This window comes from Spirochaetota bacterium, assembly GCA_017999915.1.
Classification (GTDB): Bacteria; Spirochaetota; UBA4802; order UBA4802; family UBA5550; genus RBG-16-49-21.
In genome coordinates, this window is the sequence record JAGNKX010000001.1 from 452,305 (window position 1) to 471,833 (window position 19,529).

At 50.7% G+C, this 19,529-nt stretch carries 22 protein-coding genes; 15 read left to right on the top strand and 7 right to left on the bottom strand.

From position 1 onward, the window contains the following. Window positions 1-117 precede the first annotated feature (117 nt). Window positions 118-840 carry an AAA family ATPase gene (locus KA369_01830; GenBank protein ID MBP7734690.1) on the top strand — a complete coding sequence of 241 codons (723 nt, stop codon included), beginning with the start codon at window positions 118-120 and terminating at the stop codon, window positions 838-840. Window positions 841-843: 3 nt separating this feature from the next. Here the strand turns inward: KA369_01830 and KA369_01835 are convergent, their stop codons facing one another. From KA369_01835 to rplM, 4 genes are all read right to left on the bottom strand, one after another. After that, window positions 844-1,368 carry a hypothetical protein gene (locus tag KA369_01835; GenBank protein ID MBP7734691.1) on the bottom strand — a complete coding sequence of 175 codons (525 nt, stop codon included), beginning with the start codon at window positions 1,366-1,368 and terminating at the stop codon, window positions 844-846. 194 nt (window positions 1,369-1,562) lie between these two features. Next, window positions 1,563-2,192 carry a regulatory protein RecX gene (locus KA369_01840; GenBank protein ID MBP7734692.1) on the bottom strand — a complete coding sequence of 210 codons (630 nt, stop codon included), beginning with the start codon at window positions 2,190-2,192 and terminating at the stop codon, window positions 1,563-1,565. A 69-nt stretch (window positions 2,193-2,261) separates the two neighbouring features. Beyond that, entirely contained in the window at window positions 2,262-2,651 is a 390-nt protein-coding gene (gene rpsI, locus KA369_01845; GenBank protein ID MBP7734693.1) for a 30S ribosomal protein S9, read from the bottom strand. Between the two features lie 10 nt (window positions 2,652-2,661). Next, window positions 2,662-3,102: a 50S ribosomal protein L13 gene (gene rplM / locus KA369_01850; GenBank protein MBP7734694.1), complete on the bottom strand. Its 441-nt coding sequence runs from the start codon at window positions 3,100-3,102 to the stop codon at window positions 2,662-2,664. 304 nt (window positions 3,103-3,406) lie between these two features. Between rplM and KA369_01855 the strand changes: the two genes are divergently transcribed. From KA369_01855 to KA369_01865, 3 genes are all read left to right on the top strand, one after another. Beyond that, window positions 3,407-4,666: a hypothetical protein gene (locus tag KA369_01855; GenBank protein MBP7734695.1), complete on the top strand. Its 1,260-nt coding sequence runs from the start codon at window positions 3,407-3,409 to the stop codon at window positions 4,664-4,666. 265 nt (window positions 4,667-4,931) lie between these two features. Then, the gene (locus tag KA369_01860; GenBank protein MBP7734696.1) at window positions 4,932-5,465 is read left to right on the top strand and encodes a hypothetical protein; all 534 of its coding nucleotides are present in this window, start codon (window positions 4,932-4,934) and stop codon (window positions 5,463-5,465) included. A 76-nt stretch (window positions 5,466-5,541) separates the two neighbouring features. Continuing rightward, window positions 5,542-6,225, top strand: a complete 684-nt coding sequence (locus KA369_01865) for a tetratricopeptide repeat protein (protein MBP7734697.1) — start codon at window positions 5,542-5,544, stop codon at window positions 6,223-6,225. A 66-nt stretch (window positions 6,226-6,291) separates the two neighbouring features. Here KA369_01865 and KA369_01870 read toward each other — a convergent pair whose 3' ends face one another. Then, complete coding sequence (locus KA369_01870) at window positions 6,292-7,620, bottom strand: EAL domain-containing protein (protein ID MBP7734698.1); 1,329 nt, start codon at window positions 7,618-7,620, stop codon at window positions 6,292-6,294. Between the two features lie 91 nt (window positions 7,621-7,711). Further along, window positions 7,712-8,632, bottom strand: coding sequence for a hypothetical protein (locus KA369_01875; GenBank protein MBP7734699.1), 921 nt, complete (start codon window positions 8,630-8,632; stop codon window positions 7,712-7,714). A gap of 298 nt (window positions 8,633-8,930) precedes the next feature. On the opposite strand from KA369_01875, the gene KA369_01880 reads away from it, so the two are divergent. From KA369_01880 to ccsA (KA369_01905), 6 genes are all read left to right on the top strand, one after another. After that, window positions 8,931-9,545 (top strand): ABC transporter ATP-binding protein, encoded by a 615-nt coding sequence (locus KA369_01880; protein MBP7734700.1) that lies wholly within the window; start codon window positions 8,931-8,933, stop codon window positions 9,543-9,545. Continuing rightward, window positions 9,538-10,197, top strand: a complete 660-nt coding sequence (locus KA369_01885; protein MBP7734701.1) for a heme exporter protein CcmB — start codon at window positions 9,538-9,540, stop codon at window positions 10,195-10,197. The genes KA369_01880 and KA369_01885 overlap by 8 nt, the downstream gene beginning before the upstream one ends. 51 nt (window positions 10,198-10,248) lie before the next feature. Continuing rightward, on the top strand, window positions 10,249-10,932 hold the full coding sequence (ccsA, locus tag KA369_01890) for a cytochrome c biogenesis protein CcsA (protein MBP7734702.1): 684 nt from the start codon (window positions 10,249-10,251) through the stop codon (window positions 10,930-10,932). 97 nt (window positions 10,933-11,029) lie between these two features. After that, a complete protein-coding gene (locus tag KA369_01895) occupies window positions 11,030-11,227 on the top strand; it encodes a CcmD family protein (protein ID MBP7734703.1) in 198 nt (65 codons plus the stop codon). Window positions 11,228-11,248: 21 nt separating this feature from the next. Beyond that, window positions 11,249-11,623: a cytochrome c maturation protein CcmE gene (locus KA369_01900; protein MBP7734704.1), complete on the top strand. Its 375-nt coding sequence runs from the start codon at window positions 11,249-11,251 to the stop codon at window positions 11,621-11,623. Window position 11,624: 1 nt separating this feature from the next. Beyond that, complete coding sequence (gene ccsA / locus KA369_01905; protein ID MBP7734705.1) at window positions 11,625-13,805, top strand: cytochrome c biogenesis protein CcsA; 2,181 nt, start codon at window positions 11,625-11,627, stop codon at window positions 13,803-13,805. Window positions 13,806-13,815: 10 nt separating this feature from the next. Here ccsA (KA369_01905) and KA369_01910 read toward each other — a convergent pair whose 3' ends face one another. Then, window positions 13,816-14,172 (bottom strand): Hpt domain-containing protein, encoded by a 357-nt coding sequence (locus KA369_01910; GenBank protein ID MBP7734706.1) that lies wholly within the window; start codon window positions 14,170-14,172, stop codon window positions 13,816-13,818. Window positions 14,173-14,496: 324 nt separating this feature from the next. On the opposite strand from KA369_01910, the gene KA369_01915 reads away from it, so the two are divergent. From KA369_01915 to KA369_01935, 5 genes are all read left to right on the top strand, one after another. Beyond that, window positions 14,497-15,357 carry an NAD(+)/NADH kinase gene (locus KA369_01915; GenBank protein ID MBP7734707.1) on the top strand — a complete coding sequence of 287 codons (861 nt, stop codon included), beginning with the start codon at window positions 14,497-14,499 and terminating at the stop codon, window positions 15,355-15,357. Next, window positions 15,348-17,099, top strand: a complete 1,752-nt coding sequence (gene recN / locus KA369_01920) for a DNA repair protein RecN (GenBank protein ID MBP7734708.1) — start codon at window positions 15,348-15,350, stop codon at window positions 17,097-17,099. The genes KA369_01915 and recN overlap by 10 nt, the downstream gene beginning before the upstream one ends. Then, complete coding sequence (locus KA369_01925; GenBank protein MBP7734709.1) at window positions 17,068-17,664, top strand: hypothetical protein; 597 nt, start codon at window positions 17,068-17,070, stop codon at window positions 17,662-17,664. The genes recN and KA369_01925 overlap by 32 nt, the downstream gene beginning before the upstream one ends. An 89-nt stretch (window positions 17,665-17,753) precedes the next feature. Then, a complete protein-coding gene (locus KA369_01930; GenBank protein MBP7734710.1) occupies window positions 17,754-18,065 on the top strand; it encodes a helix-turn-helix domain-containing protein in 312 nt (103 codons plus the stop codon). Between the two features lie 15 nt (window positions 18,066-18,080). Further along, window positions 18,081-19,469 (top strand): TrpB-like pyridoxal phosphate-dependent enzyme, encoded by a 1,389-nt coding sequence (locus KA369_01935; protein MBP7734711.1) that lies wholly within the window; start codon window positions 18,081-18,083, stop codon window positions 19,467-19,469. Window positions 19,470-19,529 lie beyond the last annotated feature (60 nt).

Sequence of the window (19,529 nt, forward strand, 5' to 3'; positions counted from 1 at the left end):
CCCTGCCATATTTTTCAAGGAAATATTAATACCCCGGATAAACCATGAACGATATTCATTCACTAGTTTTGGAAAGTGACTTTACAAAATAGTGGCTCCGGGCAGATGATATCTGCCATGCACCTGAAGCGTATAATATTACAGCCCGCTAACTATCCGACCAATGACCAGTATCCTTTTAACCTTGAGCTTTTCCGGGTCACTGATTCAATTGAATTTACAAAGCCCGTGGTATTTTTTGTGGGTGAAAACGGCAGCGGAAAATCGACCCTGCTCCGGGCCATAGCCACGAAATGCGGCATACACATATGGGAGGGAATGGAGCGGACCAGGGCACACTACAACAGGTATGAAAAGGACCTTCATAAATATATCAGCGCCGAGTGGGTGGACAAGCCGGTGCCGGGGTCATTCTTCGCGTCTGAGATATTCCGGAATTTTGCAGTGAACCTTGATGAATGGGCCTCCATGTCGCCTGCCACGCTGGAGTATTTCGGGGGAAAATCTCTTCTCGAGCAGTCCCACGGCCAGTGCCACATGTCTTTCTTTAAAAACCGATTCCAGATAAAGGGGCTCTATCTCCTGGACGAGCCGGAAAACGCCCTCTCCCCGAAACGGCAGATTGAGCTCTTGCAGCTCCTCGATCAGATGGGCCGGCTGGGTCATGCCCAGTTCATAATAGCGACCCATTCGCCGATCCTCCTTGCCCTTCAGGGATCGGAGATATTCAGCTTTGACCGTGCCCCCATACATACGATCGATTATGAAGACACCGATCACTACCGCATCTACAAGTCCTTCATAAACGACAGGAAATCCATGTTCGAAGGACTGAAATGAAGGTTACCGTATAATAGCGTTAATCACCCCGTTTTCGATTGTAAGACAGTCGGTAGTGCCAGAACCGTTACACAGAACCCCTGAGAACGTAGCTTTCATGATTGTGCCGGTTCCGCTCCATGCTGAGATATTGAGCCTGAAGTCATTGTTTACCGTATAATTTGCATTCATTGTATAGGCGGTATTCGCCCTTGTGTAGGAAAAGTAGCTTGTTGCGCTTTCCAGATACTCGGAACCTGCCGCCGGAGAGGTCAATGAAATGGTTACCGTATGGATCCCCGCGGAGTCTGAGGCGGTAAAAACGCCGGTGTAGGCGTTGCCCGACGATGTCAATTCCGATGTCATATTCAGTACCTTAAATTCAGGGGCGGTCGATAATCCGCCGATTATGGCAAAGCTCATGTATGATGATGAAAAGCCGCTCGTCAAGGTGAACAGGCTTGTTGCGTCAATCTTGGACTCTTCATCCGTACAGCGTAAAACAATAACAGTCGAAAGACAGATCAAAATGCATAACAATTTTTTCATAACTCCCCCCCTTCACGCGCTGATGCATGCATCATTAAAATAGTTAATTAATATAAGCAGGAAAACTGACTCGTCAGATTTTGCAATACTTACCTACGCATACCAGGATTACAAGAAAAAATGTAGTTAATAATGAAAAAAAGTCCGGTTAGACGGCGATCGACATTGGCAACCAATATGCTAGTGACCGATAATCACTCCCTATCCTCATTCTCCTTGAGTATCCTTTCCGTCACGGTTCTCACCATTTCGGTGTCGAAACCCCTACTGTGAAGAAAATAAGAGAGCTTGGCGATGCTGTTTTTTTTATCCTTTACCGCCGCATACTTTTTTTGGGCAATGGCGTACAAGGCTTCAGGATCGGTGTGGATGGTTTCGGTTTCTTTAAGGGCATGGTTTATTATCTGCCGGGAAATCCCCTTCTTCTGCAATTCCCTCGCCAAAAGCTGCTTCCCCACCAGCTTTTTTCTTAGTTTATTTTCGATATATCGCGCGGCGTAATCCGCGTCATCAATATACCCGGCTCTCGTGATGGCGTTGACGATCTCGCGGATAATGTCACGGTCGAATTTTTTTTTACCCAGATACCTCTCCATTTCCAGCGCCGACCGTGGGCAGATGGCAAGGTAATTCAGCGCCATGGCTTTGCACCGGTAGCGCTGTGATTCAACTGACAACTGAGCATATTCCGTTGCGTCAATGGACCTTCCTGTCTCCAGACCGTACAGGCCGGTCACCGCGAGGGGTATTTTCAATAGCTCCCCGTTATCCAGTTCCAGGGTGACACAGTCATTGCCGTGCCTTATCTTACTGATTGTAATCATCCATTGACCTGTATAAACAAAAAGAGGATGCTGCCGAGCATCCTCTTTTTCGCAATATATCTGCTTGAATTAACGTTTCGAGAACTGGAACCGCTTCCGCGCTTTTTTCTGTCCCGGCTTCTTCCGCTCAACTTCCCTGGAATCCCGGGTGAGAAACCCGCCTTCCCTGAGCTGCTTGCGCAGTTTTTCATCGGTCTGAACGAGGCACCGCGCGATACCCATCTTGACCGCCCCGGCCTGGCCGGACCAACCGCCGCCGTCTACGATGGCCAATACGTCGTATTTGCCGAGCAATCCCACGTGCTCCATGGGCTGGCGAACGATAAGCTCCAGCGTTTTCCGCCTGAAATACTCGCTTATTGGCTGTTTGTTGATCACCATGTTTCCGGAACCGGGGGCAAGCCAGACCCTGGCAACGGATGTTTTTCTTCTTCCGGTAGCATAATAACGGTTAGACATAACGACTCCTCTATATATCAAGTGGTTCCGGTTTCTGAGCCTGGTGCGGATGCTCTGAGCCGGTATAAACTTTCAGGTTGCCGAAAATCTTTCGTCCCATCCTGCTTTTCGGGAGCATGAGCCGTACGGCATGTTCGATGACGAATTCAGGCTGTTCCTTCCGGATCTTCTTGATGTTCACGAACTTTATGCCGCCGGGATACTGGGAATGCCTGAAGTATTCCTTATCCTCATCCTTGGAACCGGTCATGACGACCTTCTCGGCATTGATGATAATGACGTTGTCGCCCATGTCAAGATTGGGGGTGAAGGTCGGCTTGTTCTTTCCCCGCAGGATCTTGGCAACCTCGGAGGCAAGCCTTCCGAGGATTTTGCCATTGGCGTCGATAATATACCATTTTTTGTCTATTTCAGACGCCTTCATGGAATATGTTTTTTGAATTCCTTTCATATCAGTCTCGTACTGTTATAGTAAGATAATATTTTTCCGCAATCAGTAAAAATTAATCGGAAGGTTTAAATTATATACAGCCCCTTTTCTGTCAATAAAAATTATTATTAATTTTGATATTAATTTGAATAGTTTCTTCTTAAATTTAATTATAATACATGATTTAAAGAACAGAATATAGCATCATACGGTCAAATCCATATACAATATGACGTATTCTGAATTCCTAAAAATAATTTGACTATTTGAATAAATTCTTTTTATATTAACCATTGCACTCAATCACCATCAAAGGAGTAACCTGATGAAAAAGGCCTTCATATTTATTTTTTGCTTTGTATTCCTGCTCGGATTTGTCTCCTGCGGGACGGCAAAAAACGTAAAAGACAACAAATCGGACGATTTTTCAATGGATGAAAAATCCGAGAAGATGGCCCCCACCAGAGACAGGGCCGAAGGCGTTGCGGCCATATTTGATAACGACAAAGCCCTGGCCCGGGACCGCGCCATCAACGACGCCCGCAACAAGCTGGTCGAGAAGGTCATGGGCACCACGGTATCCGGGGAAAGCGCGGTGAAGGACTTTGAGCTCGTGAAAATGCTGATCGAGTCGAAATCGTACGGCCTGGTAAAAAAAGAGAAGATCGTCAGCGAAAAAGCTGAAAGCGACCTCTACCGTGTCGAGATTGAGGGCACCGTCGAACCGGCTGTCGTCGAGGACGCCGTCGAGGACGCCCTGAACCGCTACGGCAAACCCAAATTCATGATCCTCATCAGCGAGACATTCGAGGGCAGAATGAACCAGCCCGGTTTCACCGAAACGGAAATTCTCATGCAGGAGCGCATGGGACAGGCCGGCTTCCAGTTCGTCGACATCCAGATCGTTCAGGACATGATGAAACGCCAGTACGGACGCATGGCCAAGGCCATGAACGGCCAGGTCACTGAAGACGTCCAGAACATGCTGCTGAACGATGTCGGCGCCGAGGTCATCATCATCGGCACCGCCCAGACCAAGGACCAGTCGCAGGCGCTGAGGGAATACTCTAAAAACATGAAATCCAAGTCGGCCATCGTGCGCCTGAAAGCGATCGACGTCTACTCGGGCAGAATACTGGCCACGACCAGCAAGGACGCTCCGGGCGTTCACATCCAGTCCGATACCGCGTCGAAGAAGGCCATCGAGAACGTCATCAAGAGGATCCTCGGCGGCAAGGATGAGGATACCGGAAAGTCGAAACCGGGTCCCTTCATGGACGACATTATCAAGCAGTTCGTCAAATCCGCCACCCACCGCCAGATCAACATCTACCTGAGCGGTCTCGATTACAACGGAATGAGAAAATTCAGGGAAGAAGTATCGAACAGGATCCGCGGCGTCCAGCAGGTGCTGGAAAAAGGACGGATGGGCCAGGTAGCCCGGATCGAGATCTACTTTGCCGGGACCACCACGGAATTTGTCGACGAGCTCAAATCCAAGGCGAGCAAGCTCGGCTTTGATTTCGAGATCCCCGACACCTTCCCGAACAAGGTCACCATCCAGGCAAAACTCCTGAATAAATGATGCACGACAACATCATTGCTCAGCAAAAAAGGCCGTCAGATCGACGGCCTTTTTTATTATCAAAACTGCTTTCGAACATATGCTGTCTCGAGGAACATCTTTGATGATTTATTGGTATTGGGATTTAAGTTATAATCTGAAAATTGTTGACATATTGACCTATAGATGGGAGAATTCATTAATAACAACCAGCGGTTCTCTCACCATGTCTTAGAACCTATCCGCCGGATGCGCGGCGCATCAATTAACTATCGGGAGCATCCTTATGAAAAAAAGAAAAAACTATCTGATAGACAAAAAGTTTCAGTTCCGCGCCACCTTTATCATTATCGGCCTTTCAACCGCCATTATCTCTGTAATAATAATTTTCATCTCAATCATTGCTGTTTTCAATAACACAAAAATTAAAGAAATCATAGGCGCCGAGGACAACATCGTGCAGTTTTTGGCCACGAAACCGGATAACGTTGACACCCGCTACTACAACGATGTGCTGAAAGACATCGCCAAAAAGCATAACACCAACACGAAAGACATGAACGATATCATCTTTAATAACCAGATTCTGCTCATGGTCACATTGCTGATAGCGCTGCTCGGTGAATGCCTGCTCTCCATGAAGCTCATCAGGTTGACCCACAGGATATCGGGACCCATTTATGTCATGAGCAATTATATACGGTCCATTATCGATGGCAAGAAACCCGAGATCCGCAATTTAAGAAAAGACGACGAGCTCCAGGAATTCCACCGGCTGTTTAAAGAGATGGTTGACACAATGGAAAAGGGAAAAAAGTAATATAACTATGAACAAAACCATACCAATACTGGCAACAATCATCTTTATGACGGCCTCAGCTGCAACGGGTCCTTCTTTGAACGCCAAAACTGATCCAAACGTTCAAAAGATGTTCGACCGTGGCAAGGGATACTATATGAGCACCGATTATTCGATGGCGATCCATTATTTCAGGGGCGCCCTCGCCCTGGACCCGAAGCATTTTGATTCCCTGCATTACATGGGCGGCGCCCTTTATCATACCGGCGATTCTCAGGGCGCCATCGAATACTACACGAAAGCCCTCGAGGTAAATCCAAATTCATATTACACTTTCTATAAACGGGGCCAGACCAAATACTATGAGAAAAGGGTGGCCGAGGCAGTGGATGATTACTCAAAGGCTCTGACGATAAAAAGGGATTTTTTGGAATCACTCTATGCCCGCGGGCTGGCCTATATCGACCTCGGGGAGCAGCAGAAGGCCATTGACGATTTTTTATTGTACCTCCTTGCCGATCCCGGCAACTACAAGGTCTGGTATCTAAAAGGGTTCGCCCTATACAAAAAAGGGGAAAAGGACGCTGCGTTGAAGGATTTTAACCGGGCCAAATCATTGTCGAGAACCCAGCTTCCCAATTACGCCGACGATATCAATCCTTTCTCGGTGCATTACAAGGAAAAGATTGCGGCCAAAGAAAAGAACAAGGAGAAACAGAAAGATTTCAAGAAGGAGGAAAAGGTTAAGGGTAAATCAGACGAGCGATCCAAGTCGTTTTGATCAAATCCCTGCCGCCTCGACATCCCGGAGCAGAGCTCCTGGATGTGCGCACGCCGCGATGAATAATCACTTCTTGCTGAAATATTTTTCAAGGAACGTGTCAGCGTCTGACGATGTAAGGGGCTTAGAAAAATAGTAGCCCTGGGCGTAATCGCATCCCCAGTTTTTTAGAAGTTCCACGTGGGACGGATCATCGGTCCCTTCCGCCACGACCTTGAGGCCCAGGTTATGGGCAAGGCTGATAACTGACCTGACGATGATCTCGCTCTGGTCATCTATGTGCATCCATTTAACAAAGGACTGGTCAATCTTGATCACATTCACCGGGAAGTGCATCAGATAGCTCAGTGATGAATACCCCGTGCCGAAATCATCCATGTAGAGCATGAAATTCTTTGACCTGAATTCAAGCAGCGCGATATTGGCCGATTCCATATCGCTCATGAAGGCGCTTTCAGTGATCTCAAAGGCTATATCGGCGGGGTTGATATTGTATTTTTCCGTAATCTCGAAAACGCGTGCCGTCAGGTTCGGAAAAATGAACTGGCGCGGCGATATGTTCACATTGACCCGAAGCGGTGAATCAAGATTGAACTTTTCCTTCCATTCGTTAATCTGCCTGCATGTTTCTTCTACGATCCAGAGACCCAGAGGAAATATCAACGCAGACTCCTCGGCCACGACGATGAACCTGTCAGGCGTAATAACAGCGCCATTTTCATCGATCATTCTGATAAGAGCCTCAAATCCAGATATTTTATCATGTTCGAGAGACATCACTGGCTGGTAATAGAGCCTGAACATATTGTTTTCCAAAGCGGTCCAGAGCCTGGCTTCCAACTCCTTTTTTTCTTTGTTTACCTCGTGATCGTCATGATGCGGTAATACGACCTGATTTTCCGGGATCAAGTCCACGTCAAGCCTCTTCTGGCTCATGAGCTCCGACAGAAGCGAATTGATCTGTATCGATGAATCGTTATTCAGTATTACTTTCTTATGCTCTGACAGAAAGCGTATCGCCTCGTCGATATACTTAAAAAAGAAGTTTTTACCGAACGGCGACGTCATTATGCCGGAGATAATATCATTGATCTGCAGGGAATAGGATTTTTCTGATAATGTCGTGTCAATAATTATCAATGGGAGTGAAAAATCATCCGCTATTTTAATTATATTATCAAAAAGCTTGTCATTTTGAATATCGCCTCGAGGAGGAGCCGAGGTAATAATGTAATCCGGGAAAACCTTGATAATGCGATTATATGATTCATCCATGGAGCAGAAATCCACGTAGTGACCCTGGGGCTCGATAATTGCCTCTATCTCCCTCTGCTTATCAGTGGGGAAGTTGACGGCCAGTATATTTAGTTTTATTCTGCCTGTACTTTCTTCCATAAATGGATTGCCTGGTATTTACCCCGATTAATGATGGGTTATATAATAAAGCCGGGGTTAATTCCCGGCCGTATTGAACTCATCGTTCCCTTTATTTCTTCTTGATTATACAGACGCTCACCACCTCGCCGGTCGGTCCGTAGGGCTCCGGCTTTTTTGCGAAATATTTCTTGGCGGTATCATAGTTATACACCTGCGGACCGTCTTCCATTCCCTGGAGCGTGATCGTCAGGATTTTTCCCTCAAGCTTCCATGAAAGATTCCCGGTACGCTCTGTTTCGCTGCCTACTTTCTTGTAGGTGCCGATGCCTCCTGCGGCGAAGGTGAATGTCCATACCGGACTTTCCGTATACCTGGTATCGCCAGGATTGAGCAGACAGTGCATCCGGTACTCTCCGCTCGGGGCCGGGACGCTAGAACCGGATTTGGCTTCCTCGGCCAGTTTGCCGCTTTTCCACGTTCCCTTGACGACCTTCTTATTGGCATAAGTCATGGTGCCTTCGCCATCCATCTGGTCGTTCTTCCACTGGCCGTTGTATGTATCCCCGGACTTCCATGTCATGGTGCCTTTGCCCTCTCGCTTTCCGTTTTTAAAGGCTCCTTCATATTTATCGCCGCTCTTCCATGTCATGGTTCCCATTTTATCCATCTGGCCGTTGGTCCACATGCCGGTATACCTGGTGCCATTGGCGTAGGTCATGGTGCCGTAGGTGCTCATCCTGTTATCAAGAAAGGTGCCTTCATACTTGTCGCCATTGGGCCACGTCATGATACCGTTTCCCTTCATTTTCCCCCTGACCCACACTCCCTTATAAACAATTCCGTTCTTGTAGGTCATGGTCCCTTTGCCCTCCATGGTGCCGTTCTTAAACTGGCCATCATAGGTGTCACCGCTGGTCCAGGTCATGGTGCCGGTGCCGTTTTTACAATCCCCCTTGAGGCATTGCTGTGAAAAGACGTATTGCCCTGCACCAATCATCAGCAGAACAGCAAAAATAGATAATTTTTTCATGCATCCCTCTCTTTGTTTTTTCTTAATTATAAACCGGTTAATCTTTTTTTCAAGCAGATTATTTTTCATGGAATGCAAGCCGATTGGCGGCTTCTATTATTAAAATTCTTCAATATAAACACAAAGACCTGTTTGGGGATATATAATATGGAACATGATAACAGGGAAAATCCCAAAAAGTGTATCTTATTTATATGCCCTTACAAGTCATTTGTATTTGACAAAAATCAATGGTACCCTTTTTCTCATGGCATAGAGAAGGCCTAGTGTTATTACCGATCTGTACCAGACAGGCACGATGGACACCGCAAAATACACAATCACCGTCAATGATCTTGCCAGGAAATTCGGACGGCATGCCGTATTTAAAAACATCAATCTGTCTGTTGAGACGGGACGGTCCCTCTGCATCACCGGGCCCAACGGATCAGGAAAATCGACCCTGCTGAGGATCCTCGCTGGGCTCCAGAATCCCACATCCGGGACCGTACTTCTTTCATCGGGCGGCCCCATCGAGAAAGCCCTCTGGATGGACCATATCGGCTATACCGGGCCGCTGGTCAATCCCTATGATGAATTGACCGGCATTGAAAATCTCTCATTTGTTCTCAAAGATGGCGGCGCAGCACAGAAGGTCTCGTCGCTCCTCCTTCAATTCAAGCTGGACCTTCACGGCAATAAAAAAGTTAAGCATTATTCATCGGGCATGAAGCAGCGCCTCAAAATAATCCTGGCTATACTTAACGATCCCCCCATTCTCTTTTTAGACGAGGCTGGAACAAATCTCGATTCAGACGGGACATCGATACTTCATGGTTATCTCGAATCGGTCCGCACCTCGAAGATAATTATCCTCGCCACGAACGACGCAGATGAAGAAAAACTGTGCAGCGGGGTGATCAGGCTTGGGTAAGGATATACTTCGCAATCTACGTAAAGATTTCCTGATCGAGTTCAGGAGCAGGTTCGCTTTGAACATCGCCGTCTCCTTTGCCGCCATCGTGACCATCGCCATGAGCCTCACGGCCGGGGGTGTTCCCTTTCCGGTGCAGGTGCAGGCGATCCTCCTCTGGGTCGTCATCTTTTTCAGCGCCATGAACGGCCTCTCCCACATCTTCGTCCGCGAGGAAGACCAGTCGACGGCCTTATTTTTGCGGATCACGGTCCCGGCCGAATCCGTCTTCATATCCAAATTCATCTTCAACCAGCTATTCATGATGATCATTTTGGCGGTGGTGACACCCCTCTTTCTCTTCTTTTTGCAGGTGACGGTCATACACGCCCTTCACTTTGTATGCACGATAGCGATAGGGGGAATTTCCGTTGCAGCGGCTACCACAATACTGGCAGCCATGGTCGCAAAGGCGGGGGGGAAAGGGTCCCTGTTTACAATCATATCTTTTCCCATTCTCCTGCCGGTGCTCTGGGTCTCCATTTCATCGACGGCGGCGGCGCTGAGCGTCCCGGAGCCAGGGGGAAGGAACCTTCTTTTTTTGCTTGCTTTTTCCGGTTTCATTTCAGTTATATCCTTTCTACTATTCAGATTCGTCTGGATTGAAGATTGATCATATTGATTATCATCCCGCAGCAAAGGGACACAGCGGAGATCCCGGGCAATGAAAGTTTTAACCGCAGCATTGAAATCATTCTATATCCTGATGCCGGTCGCCATCGTGATGGCTTTCCTGTGGGCGCCCGCGGCTGAAATACTGGGTGATGCCAGCCGCATCATCTATTTCCACGTGCCCATAGCCTGGGTTTCGATTCTGTCCTTTGTCGTGGCGGGACTGCTCTCCATCCTGTTTCTGGCCGACAGGGGCCGCCGGTTCTCCGGCCTTGATGAAAAAGCCCATAATTCAGCGACAATAGGCCTGGCGTGCACCGTCATGACCGTCATAACCGGATCGATCTGGGCAAGGATCAGCTGGGGCGTTTTCTGGAACTGGGACCCCCGGGAGACATCCATCGTGATAATCCTTCTTATTTACATCGCCTATTTCAGCATTCAGGGTGCCCTGGGCAGCAACGAGAACCGCGGAAGGATAGGCTCCGCCTATCTGATCCTGGCCATGATCACCCTGCCATTCTTTGCCTTCCTGGTGCCAAGGATCTACCCGTCCCTGCATCCGGACCCGATCATAAACGCCGACCGCACAATTTTTCTCGACGGCCGGATGCGCGCGACTTTGGCGGTCGCCATCGGTTCCTTTACCCTGTTATTTTGTCATATACTCTCTATCATGAATCGCATCACACGCATACAACATCAGATTGAGGAAACCAGTCATGAGGCTGATTAAAAAAGGAGCGATCCTGCTCTGCATCGTATTATTGATCATCACTGTAAAGGGATTTCCCGGCGATTCCGGAACGGATCGCTCTTCATCGTTCCTGCCCATGGATACGCTCTACGCCCAGGAACCCGTTACGTCCGATCAGATCCCTCGTGATAAAGATCAAAAATCCGAGAATACGACAACGCTCTACCTGGTCATGGCTGTGATCCTTTTCATATGGCTCGGGCTGGCCCTTTTTCTGTTCAGACTGGACCGCAAAGTGGCACGGCTGGAACGGCAGACAAAAGACCTGAAGTGAATCTCTTACCACCGAGGCGCCATGAAATATCGAACAATCATACTTTTCATCGTGGGGCTGGCGTTCCTGGTCGCAGCCGTTTTCTTCGTCAGCGACGACATCCTGTCGCCCTACGTTCCATTCAAAGAGGCACAGGCCAGCGCGGAAAAATACGTCCAGATCATAGGTAAACTCGATAGATCGGTCCCGGTCAGCCACAGCGAGGGTGAATTTACTTTTACCGTTATTGACAGGGACGGGACCAGGATGCGGGTACTCCACCGGGGGACCAAGCCGCAGAACTTCGAGCACGCGGAACAGATTGTCATGCTCGGCAGGTACAGGACAGACGGAAGCATCTTCGATGCGGACAAGGTCCTGGTGAAATGTCCGTCCAAATACAGGAGAAAAATGTAACATGAGCTCCAACGCGGGAAACATACTGATCATCCTGTCCCTGGCCTTATCCGTCGGTGCAACCATCGCCATGATCCTATCCGCCGCAGGCAGGGTACGGTTCTCCAGGCCTGCCGCCATCCTCTACTGGATTACCGGTGCCGGCATTGCCCTTTCCGCGATCCTGCTCCTCTACTACTTCATCGAATACGACTATCGCTTTGCCTATGTCTTTGACAATTCATCAAGAGACCTTCCCCTTGCCTACCGCATAGCTGCTTTCTGGGCCGGCAAGGAAGGCAGCTTTCTTCTCTGGCTCCTCTTTCTCAACCTGTTCGGATTCGTTATAATCCGGAAGAAGGGTCCCGAATCTGAAATCGTCGCGTCGGTCATGCTCCTCTCCCAGATATTCATACTGATCATTCTCCTTGTGGAAAGCCCCTTCACGTACATATGGGACAAATTCCCGGAAAGCATAAGCCCCGGCATGGCCCCCGGCGACGGCGCAGGGCTCAATCCCCTTCTCAAGGACCCGTGGATGGTGACTCACCCGCCTATCCTTTTTCTCGGCTATGCATCGTCTACGGTCATCTTCTCCTATGCGATCGCGGCCCTGGTGAAGAGGGAATACCGTTCATGGGTGTCAGCCTCCTACCCCTGGCTCCTTTTCAGTATGGTGACCCTGGGTGTAGGGATTTTCCTGGGCGGCTACTGGGCCTACACGGTCCTCGGCTGGGGAGGCTACTGGGGATGGGACCCTGTCGAAAACTCATCCCTCATTCCGTGGCTCGTTTCCATCGCCCTGGTCCATGGCTTTGTCATACAGCGACGAAACAGGACCCTGGCGCGGACCAATATCATACTTGCCCTCGCATATTTTCTCACGGTATTTTACAGCACCTGGCTTACGCGGAGCGGCGTGCTTTCCAATTTTTCCGTCCACTCCTTCGCGGCTTCGGAAGTGGCGACATTCCTCATGGTCTTTATGCTGGCATACATAGCGGGAGCGGCAGTTATTTTCAGCCTCCGCGTTACAACCATTACAGGGGAAAAGCTGGATGCGCCTTTTCTTGATTGGAAGACCATGACCGTGTACGGCATCATAGTCCTCATGGCTTACTCCATCATCATACTGGGGGGAACGTCGATGCCCCTTCTTTCCCAGCTGTTCATGGCTCGTCCCACCAATGTGACGGCTTCTTTTTATAACAATTTCTCAATGCCCCTGGGAATCATAATGCTCGTGCTGATGGTTACAGCCACGACGATGATAGTAACGAAGGGAAATGGTATTCTGAAAAAGGAAACAATCATATCTTTTGCCGGCGCTCTCATCCTGGGCATCGCAATCAACTGGGGATTCACCGGGAGCGTCCCGGCCTATTTGTATTCCGTCCTGGCGATCTTTGTCATGGCGCAGTCCATTGCCGACATGTTGAAATCTAAATCCGCCGTAATCCTCCCATCCCGCCTGGCCCATATCGGCATCGGCCTTTTGATACTCGGCATAATAACGTCGAATTTCCATACCACATCGGTCCAGAAAAAACTGGACTACGGCACAAAGGCATCAGTTGATTCCATGGATATCACCTTTTCCGGGGTCACGGAAGAAAAAGAATCCCGTCTACGCTTTACCGTCCAAAGGGGCCAGCGGACTGACACTATTGAAACGGCCTATTATTTCCATGAAAAAACCCAGTCCATATACAAGGAGCCGTATATCTTCGCCGGTTTTTTCAATGATATCTATATCGCCCCGGAAAATTATGAAAACGGATCCGATGCCGTTACGAATTTGATCATCGGCAAAGGCGAGGAAAAAAAATTCAGCGGAGTGACCGTCGGCTTTACCGGGTTCAGGACCGAGCATATGACATCGGGGGAGCCCTCAACCTACGCCGATATTAAAGTAAACGGCATCCCCCTCTCTCCAGGCATTGTCTTCAGCCGCGGCGCCATGCATTCGCAGGACTGTCCGATCCCGGGCACCGACCGGTCTGTTTCCCTCCGCGACATAGACGCGAACAGTAAAAAGATACTGCTCCATATAACACCGGGAAAAAACATAGCGGTGCCGGCCGATTCGGTCCTGATCACCGTCACCAGGAAGAGGCTCATCTGGCTGGTATGGCTGGGAACGATTTGTATCGCCTGCGGCGGAGGTTACGGGCTGATTCGATCGCTGCGAAGCAGAACATGAGGATATAGCATTACAGGCTGTTTTCTTCCAGCATCTGCCGCAGGGCTTTTCGCATATTTTCTATTTCATCATTAAGCACGCTGAACGCTTCATTAACCTTTTCAAGGTCATGGTTTTTCCCCATTTTTTCCAGCGTCAGGGCCGCGTTAAAGGCCTTTTCCGCCGAGAAGTTCGCCACCGCGCCCTTTATGGTATGAGATGTCTTGCCTATCTTCTCGGTATTTTTACTACTGATCGCTTCCTGCACGGCTGTCACAAGTTTCGGAGAATCCGACAGGAATAACTGCGCCAGTTCCTTGAAGAGCTCAAAATCACCGTCAAGACGCTCGCTTAAAGCTTTCTTATTGATATAATCTTCCGCTTTCATCGGGCCAGCCTCCCTGCCACCGGCACATGAGCCTACCGCTACCAAAAGTCTAATAATGCATTATCTTCACTGTTTCGATCAATATTGTCAAGATTTAAATGCAAATATCCGCCATCATAGATCGCAGAGCGCATAAAACATTATGCGACAGAATACCCCGTCCCGATGTATCGGGACGGGGGTATTTGTCACGAAAATTTTTAACAACGCTGTGCCTCTGTTCGTATACAGTAGAAGAGCGCCGGATTTGAGTGAACGAGGCACCTTTTTTAATTGACGGTCCCCGACTTGAGCCATAAAGTATCATGATTGGCGGTACCATTTATGATACAGACAGCATCAATAAATTTTCGACCGGATGACGAGAGCTCACTTCCGCTCCTTGCGCAGCTCATAGAATTTCTTGAGGAGAAGCATATCAGGATCCATCTGCCGGAATACGACATCATCCGCGGTGAATCATTTTATCGCCTGGCGGTGCCGCAGGACCAGTTCGTTCACGGCGCGGACCTGATCATCGTCATCGGCGGGGACGGCACCTTTCTCCGCACAGCCCGACTTTTCTGCGGAACGGGGAAGCCGATATTCGGGATTAACAGGGGGCGCCTCGGGTTCCTGACAGAATTCAGCCCCCAAGAATATCCGGTCCACCTGGAAAACGTCCTGAAGGGCCACTATTCCACGGTGGAACGGCTCGTTCTCGAGGTCGTCCTGCGACGGGACGGCATGGACCTGGTAAGCCAGTGCTTTCTCAATGACGCGGTGCTCCACAAGGGATCATTTTCGCGGCCCATACGCCTGGAGCTGCAGATCGACGGGTGCTTTTTCAGCTCATACACCGGGGACGGCCTCATCATCTCCACGCCCACCGGCTCAACGGCCTACGCCCTGTCCGCCGGCGGCCCCATCATAACCCCGACGGAAGCGAAAATTTTTCTGCTGATTCCCATCTGCCCTCACAGCCTTGCCATGCGGCCAATGATCATCCCTGCGACATCCGACTTCCGGGCGCGCATAGCGTCGGATTACAAGAATTTATTATTGACAATTGACGGTCAGGAAGTAATTGGAATAGACGGAAAGGACGAGATTCTGATACGACAGTCCAATAAGAACATCAAGCTGATAACGCATCCGGAAAAAAATTACTATTCCATCCTGCGCGAAAAGCTCGGGTGGGGTTAGTATACGGCGGGACCACGACAATGCTCCTCGAGATGAGAATAAAAAACTTTGTCATCATTGAAGATCTTGCCATCTCTTTCGGCAAAGGCCTCAATATCCTGACCGGCGAAACAGGCGCGGGAAAATCGATCCTCATAGACGCGCTTTCGGGCATCCTGGGCGAAAAGATGACCACCGACATGATCAGGACCGGGTTCGAGAAAGCCAGCCTGGAGGCGGTGTTCGACATCTCCTCATCACCCCAGGTACGGCAGGTCCTTGAGGAATCCGGCATCGACTGCGATGACGATTCCCTCATCCTTCGCCGGGAGCTCTATTCCAGCGGCAAGGGACGCTCCTTTGCCAATTCTGTGCAGGTGCCGGCTTCCAAGCTGAAGGAATGTTCCGAATACCTGATCGATATCCACGGCCAAAACGAGCACCAGAACATAGTCAAGGTTTCGCGGCACCGCGAGCTCCTGGACAGCTTCGGCGGCCTCGACGGCGACGTTTCACGGGTCCGGGCGATTCACGAGCGCCTCCAGAATCTGAAAGACCGTCTTAATTCCTTCGAAATCGACGAGCGCGAAAAGGCCCGCCGCATAGAGTACAACTCCTTCGCCATCAAAGAGATCGACGCCGCCGGATTGAAGATCGGGGAAGAGGAGGAGCTGAAAAACGAATCACTGCTCCTGGCAAACTCGGAAAAGCTGTTCAAGGAAATCAACACCTCCTCCCGCCTGATGGGCGGTGAGGGAGGCATCATATCGAAGCTGAAAACCGCGGATCAGAGCCTCTCCAGGGTCTCGGAATATGACCCGGAAATTGCGGGGACCCTTGACGCGATCAAGGAGGCCCTCTATTCCCTGGAAGACGCGTCCATCTTCCTGCGCGATTACGAAAAAAACATCGATTTTTCGCCGGAGCGGATCAACCAGGTGGAAGAGAGGCTTTCGCTCCTGTCAACGTTGAAGAAAAAATACGGGGACACCGTCCAGGACATTGTTAACTACGCTGAAAAGGCGCGCAAGGAGCTTGATGCGATCAATTCCGGCGACGAGGAAAAGGAGCGCCTGAAAAACGAATACCGCCTGGCGGTGAAGGATGCGAAGGAGACAGCCCTGGCACTGTCCGACCAGCGCAAGGAGGTGGCCCGCCGCCTTGAGGCAAAGGTCATGAAGGAGCTCGCTGACCTCGGCATGGCTGGGACCCAGTTCCGTGTTTCCATCCAGCGGGAAGCGAGCCCAGAGGGTGAAATCGAGGCAGACAACAAGCGCTATGCCCTCTATCCCCACGGCCTGGACCGGATCGAGTTTCTTCTTTCAGCCAACGCCGGCGAAGACCTGCGCCAGCTCCGTAAGGTCGCCTCGGGCGGCGAAATGTCGCGGATCATGCTTGCCATCAAGAACGTCATTCTCTCCGCCGATATCGTCGACAGCCTGGTTTTCGACGAGGTCGATGCTGGCATCGGCGGAAAGGTCGCCGAGATCGTGGGCCGGAAACTGAAATCCCTGGCCGGGAACCGCCAGGTCCTCGTGGTGACCCACCTTCCCCAGATCGCCGCCATGTCCGACCGGCACTACACCGTGCAGAAAGGAAAGACCGGCGAGCGCGTCACCACACTGGTGAAGCAGCTCTCGGCCAAGGAAAAGATCAGGGAAGTAGCCCGGATGCTGGCAGGCGAAACGATCACCGACATATCCATGAAGCACGCTGAAGAAATGGTCCGCAATGCAGAAAAAATCCCCGCGCCCGGACGATAGGATCGACCTTTCACAGGCCCTTACCGCCGTCATCGCGGACATTGTCCGCCGCTGCGGACCCCTCGGCCATATCGATGTAAACAGGCTGCTCGTGTGCGTGGGATCCAACAGGGGCGGCCGTTATGGCGGCTTATACGGGAAGCTGATCCCCCTGCGTTTTAAGGACGGATCATCCCTTCTCAGATTCCGGGGCAGGATTTACGCCCTTCCTGAAATAACCAGCAACGGCGCTTCCTGTCTCTATATCATCTACTTTTATATGCCCCGTTTTTTCGATCTTTCCTGGGAGGAGAAGCTCAGGGTGATTTTTCATGAACTCTATCATATCAGTCCCGAATTCGACGGGGATATACGCCGCATGGGAGCCGTTAAAGCCGCCCACGGGCATTCCAAAAAGCGCTACGATTCCCTCTTTGATTCCGAGCTGCAGATCTATAAAAACCATATCCAAGGGACTCCCCTCGTCGATTTTCTCAGCATGAAATCTCAGGACCTGTACGCACGGTATCGCCGCGTTACCGCGGTCCGCATGAAGCATCCCCGCCCGATCATCATTAATTCCTAGAATGACAAAAATAACTTGACATGAACGGCCCCTCAATGGCTTTGTTTCTATTCATAGAATCGTTTCTATCAATAGAAACTATAGCAATCATGACCAACAACAAACTGAGGGAAATAGCGTCCGCGCTGGCTGCTTCCGAGGACCGGGAACAGATCGAGTCATTTTTAAAAAGCATCCTCACCAGGAACGAGATCGATGAAATCTCCGCCCGGTGGGAGCTGGTGAAGCTGCTCGATGAAGGCATGAGCCAGAGAAAAATCGCCGACCGCCTCGGTATCAGCCTCTGCAAGATCACCAGGGGCTCACGGGAGCTTAAAAAGGCCCATTCCCCCTTCAGAGCCATGATTGAGCGGTACAAGGAAACCGCAAAAGAACCGCCTGGAAAAAAACAGGCGAATTAATATAAGGAGTTTCCTATGCAGAATAAAATTTTTCTCAACGAAAGCGAAATGCCGCGGAAATGGTACAATATCGCGGCCGACCTTCCGACCCCTCTTCAGCCGCCTCTGGGGCCTGATGGAAAGCCCGTTACCCCCGACATGCTGGCCCCGGTATTTCCCATGAACCTGATCGAGCAGGAAGTGAGCCAGGAACGGTGGATCGATATACCGGAGGGAATCCTCGAGCTGCTGTACCGGTGGCGGCCTTCGCCGCTGCACCGCGCCTATCATCTTGAAAAGGCCCTGGGGACGCCGGCTCGCATCTACTATAAAAATGAGAGCGTATCGCCGGCGGGGAGCCACAAGCCCAATACGGCCGTGGCCCAGGCCTGGTACAACAAGCAGTTCGGCATTAAAAAGCTTACCACCGAAACAGGCGCCGGCCAGTGGGGAAGCGCCCTCTCCTTCGCCTGCTCCCTTATCGGCCTCGAGTGCAAGATCTTCATGGTTCGCATCAGCTTCGAGCAGAAGCCGATGCGCAAAACCATGATGCAGACCTGGGGCGGCACCTGTATCCCCAGCCCGAGCCCGGAAACCAAGGCGGGCCGGGACGTCCTGGCAAAGCATCCGGACACCCCCGGCAGCCTGGGTATCGCCATCAGCGAGGCGGTCGAAGCCGCGGTATCCGATACCACCGGTCAGACCCGCTATTCCCTGGGCAGCGTCCTGAACCACGTGCTCCTTCACCAGACCATAATCGGCCAGGAGGCGAAAATCCAGCTCCAAAAGGCCGGGGAAAAGAAGGTCGATATCGTTATCGGCTGCGCCGGCGGCGGCAGCAATTTCGCCGGTCTCGCCTTTCCCTTTGCCAGCGATAAGATAAACGGGGCGCAGATTGAGATAATCCCGGTGGAGCCTGCCTCTTGCCCCACCCTCACCAAGGGCCCCTTTATCTATGACCATGGCGATATCGCGAAGATGACGCCGCTTTTGCCGATGCACTCCCTGGGCCACAGTTTCGTGCCCGATGCCATCCACGCCGGGGGCCTTCGCTATCACGGCATGGCGCCGCTCGTTTCAGCCGGCGTGGTGGAGGGACTCTTCAAACCCATGGCGCTGCAGCAAATCGAATGTTACAAGGCGGCCATGCTTTTCGCCAGAACCGAAGGAATTATCATCGCGCCGGAGACCAGCCACGCCGTCGCAGCCACAATCCGCAAGGCCAGGGAAGCAAAGGAAGAAGGCAAGGAAAAAGTGATCGTCTTCAACCTGAGCGGCCATGGACTGATGGACCTGTACGGCTATGACCTCTTTCTTCAAAATAAGCTGGTGGACCATGAGCTGCACCAGGACGAAGTCAACGAGGCCCTGGCGGAGCTGAGCAATCTCCCCAAACCCTCGGCCGCAAAGACCGGTAAATGGTAACAAATCCAACCAGGCATATTCGCACCCCCCGCGGATATGCCTGGTTATAATACCCGAACG

What these genes read in the sequence shown, in the direction of transcription:
- KA369_01830 (MBP7734690.1), top strand. Translation starts at nt 118, where the DNA reads ATGCACCTGAAGCGTATAATATTACAGCCCGCTAACTATCCGACCAAT.
- KA369_01835 (MBP7734691.1), bottom strand. Translation starts at nt 1,368, where the DNA reads ATGAAAAAATTGTTATGCATTTTGATCTGTCTTTCGACTGTTATTGTT.
- KA369_01840 (MBP7734692.1), bottom strand. Translation starts at nt 2,192, where the DNA reads ATGATTACAATCAGTAAGATAAGGCACGGCAATGACTGTGTCACCCTG.
- rpsI (MBP7734693.1), bottom strand. Translation starts at nt 2,651, where the DNA reads ATGTCTAACCGTTATTATGCTACCGGAAGAAGAAAAACATCCGTTGCC.
- rplM (MBP7734694.1), bottom strand. Translation starts at nt 3,102, where the DNA reads ATGAAAGGAATTCAAAAAACATATTCCATGAAGGCGTCTGAAATAGAC.
- KA369_01855 (MBP7734695.1), top strand. Translation starts at nt 3,407, where the DNA reads ATGAAAAAGGCCTTCATATTTATTTTTTGCTTTGTATTCCTGCTCGGA.
- KA369_01860 (MBP7734696.1), top strand. Translation starts at nt 4,932, where the DNA reads ATGAAAAAAAGAAAAAACTATCTGATAGACAAAAAGTTTCAGTTCCGC.
- KA369_01870 (MBP7734698.1), bottom strand. Translation starts at nt 7,620, where the DNA reads ATGGAAGAAAGTACAGGCAGAATAAAACTAAATATACTGGCCGTCAAC.
- KA369_01875 (MBP7734699.1), bottom strand. Translation starts at nt 8,632, where the DNA reads ATGAAAAAATTATCTATTTTTGCTGTTCTGCTGATGATTGGTGCAGGG.
- KA369_01880 (MBP7734700.1), top strand. Translation starts at nt 8,931, where the DNA reads ATGGACACCGCAAAATACACAATCACCGTCAATGATCTTGCCAGGAAA.
- ccsA (MBP7734702.1), top strand. Translation starts at nt 10,249, where the DNA reads ATGAAAGTTTTAACCGCAGCATTGAAATCATTCTATATCCTGATGCCG.
- KA369_01895 (MBP7734703.1), top strand. Translation starts at nt 11,030, where the DNA reads ATGGATACGCTCTACGCCCAGGAACCCGTTACGTCCGATCAGATCCCT.
- KA369_01900 (MBP7734704.1), top strand. Translation starts at nt 11,249, where the DNA reads ATGAAATATCGAACAATCATACTTTTCATCGTGGGGCTGGCGTTCCTG.
- ccsA (MBP7734705.1), top strand. Translation starts at nt 11,625, where the DNA reads ATGAGCTCCAACGCGGGAAACATACTGATCATCCTGTCCCTGGCCTTA.
- KA369_01910 (MBP7734706.1), bottom strand. Translation starts at nt 14,172, where the DNA reads ATGAAAGCGGAAGATTATATCAATAAGAAAGCTTTAAGCGAGCGTCTT.
- KA369_01915 (MBP7734707.1), top strand. Translation starts at nt 14,497, where the DNA reads ATGATACAGACAGCATCAATAAATTTTCGACCGGATGACGAGAGCTCA.
- KA369_01925 (MBP7734709.1), top strand. Translation starts at nt 17,068, where the DNA reads ATGCAGAAAAAATCCCCGCGCCCGGACGATAGGATCGACCTTTCACAG.
- KA369_01930 (MBP7734710.1), top strand. Translation starts at nt 17,754, where the DNA reads ATGACCAACAACAAACTGAGGGAAATAGCGTCCGCGCTGGCTGCTTCC.
- KA369_01935 (MBP7734711.1), top strand. Translation starts at nt 18,081, where the DNA reads ATGCAGAATAAAATTTTTCTCAACGAAAGCGAAATGCCGCGGAAATGG.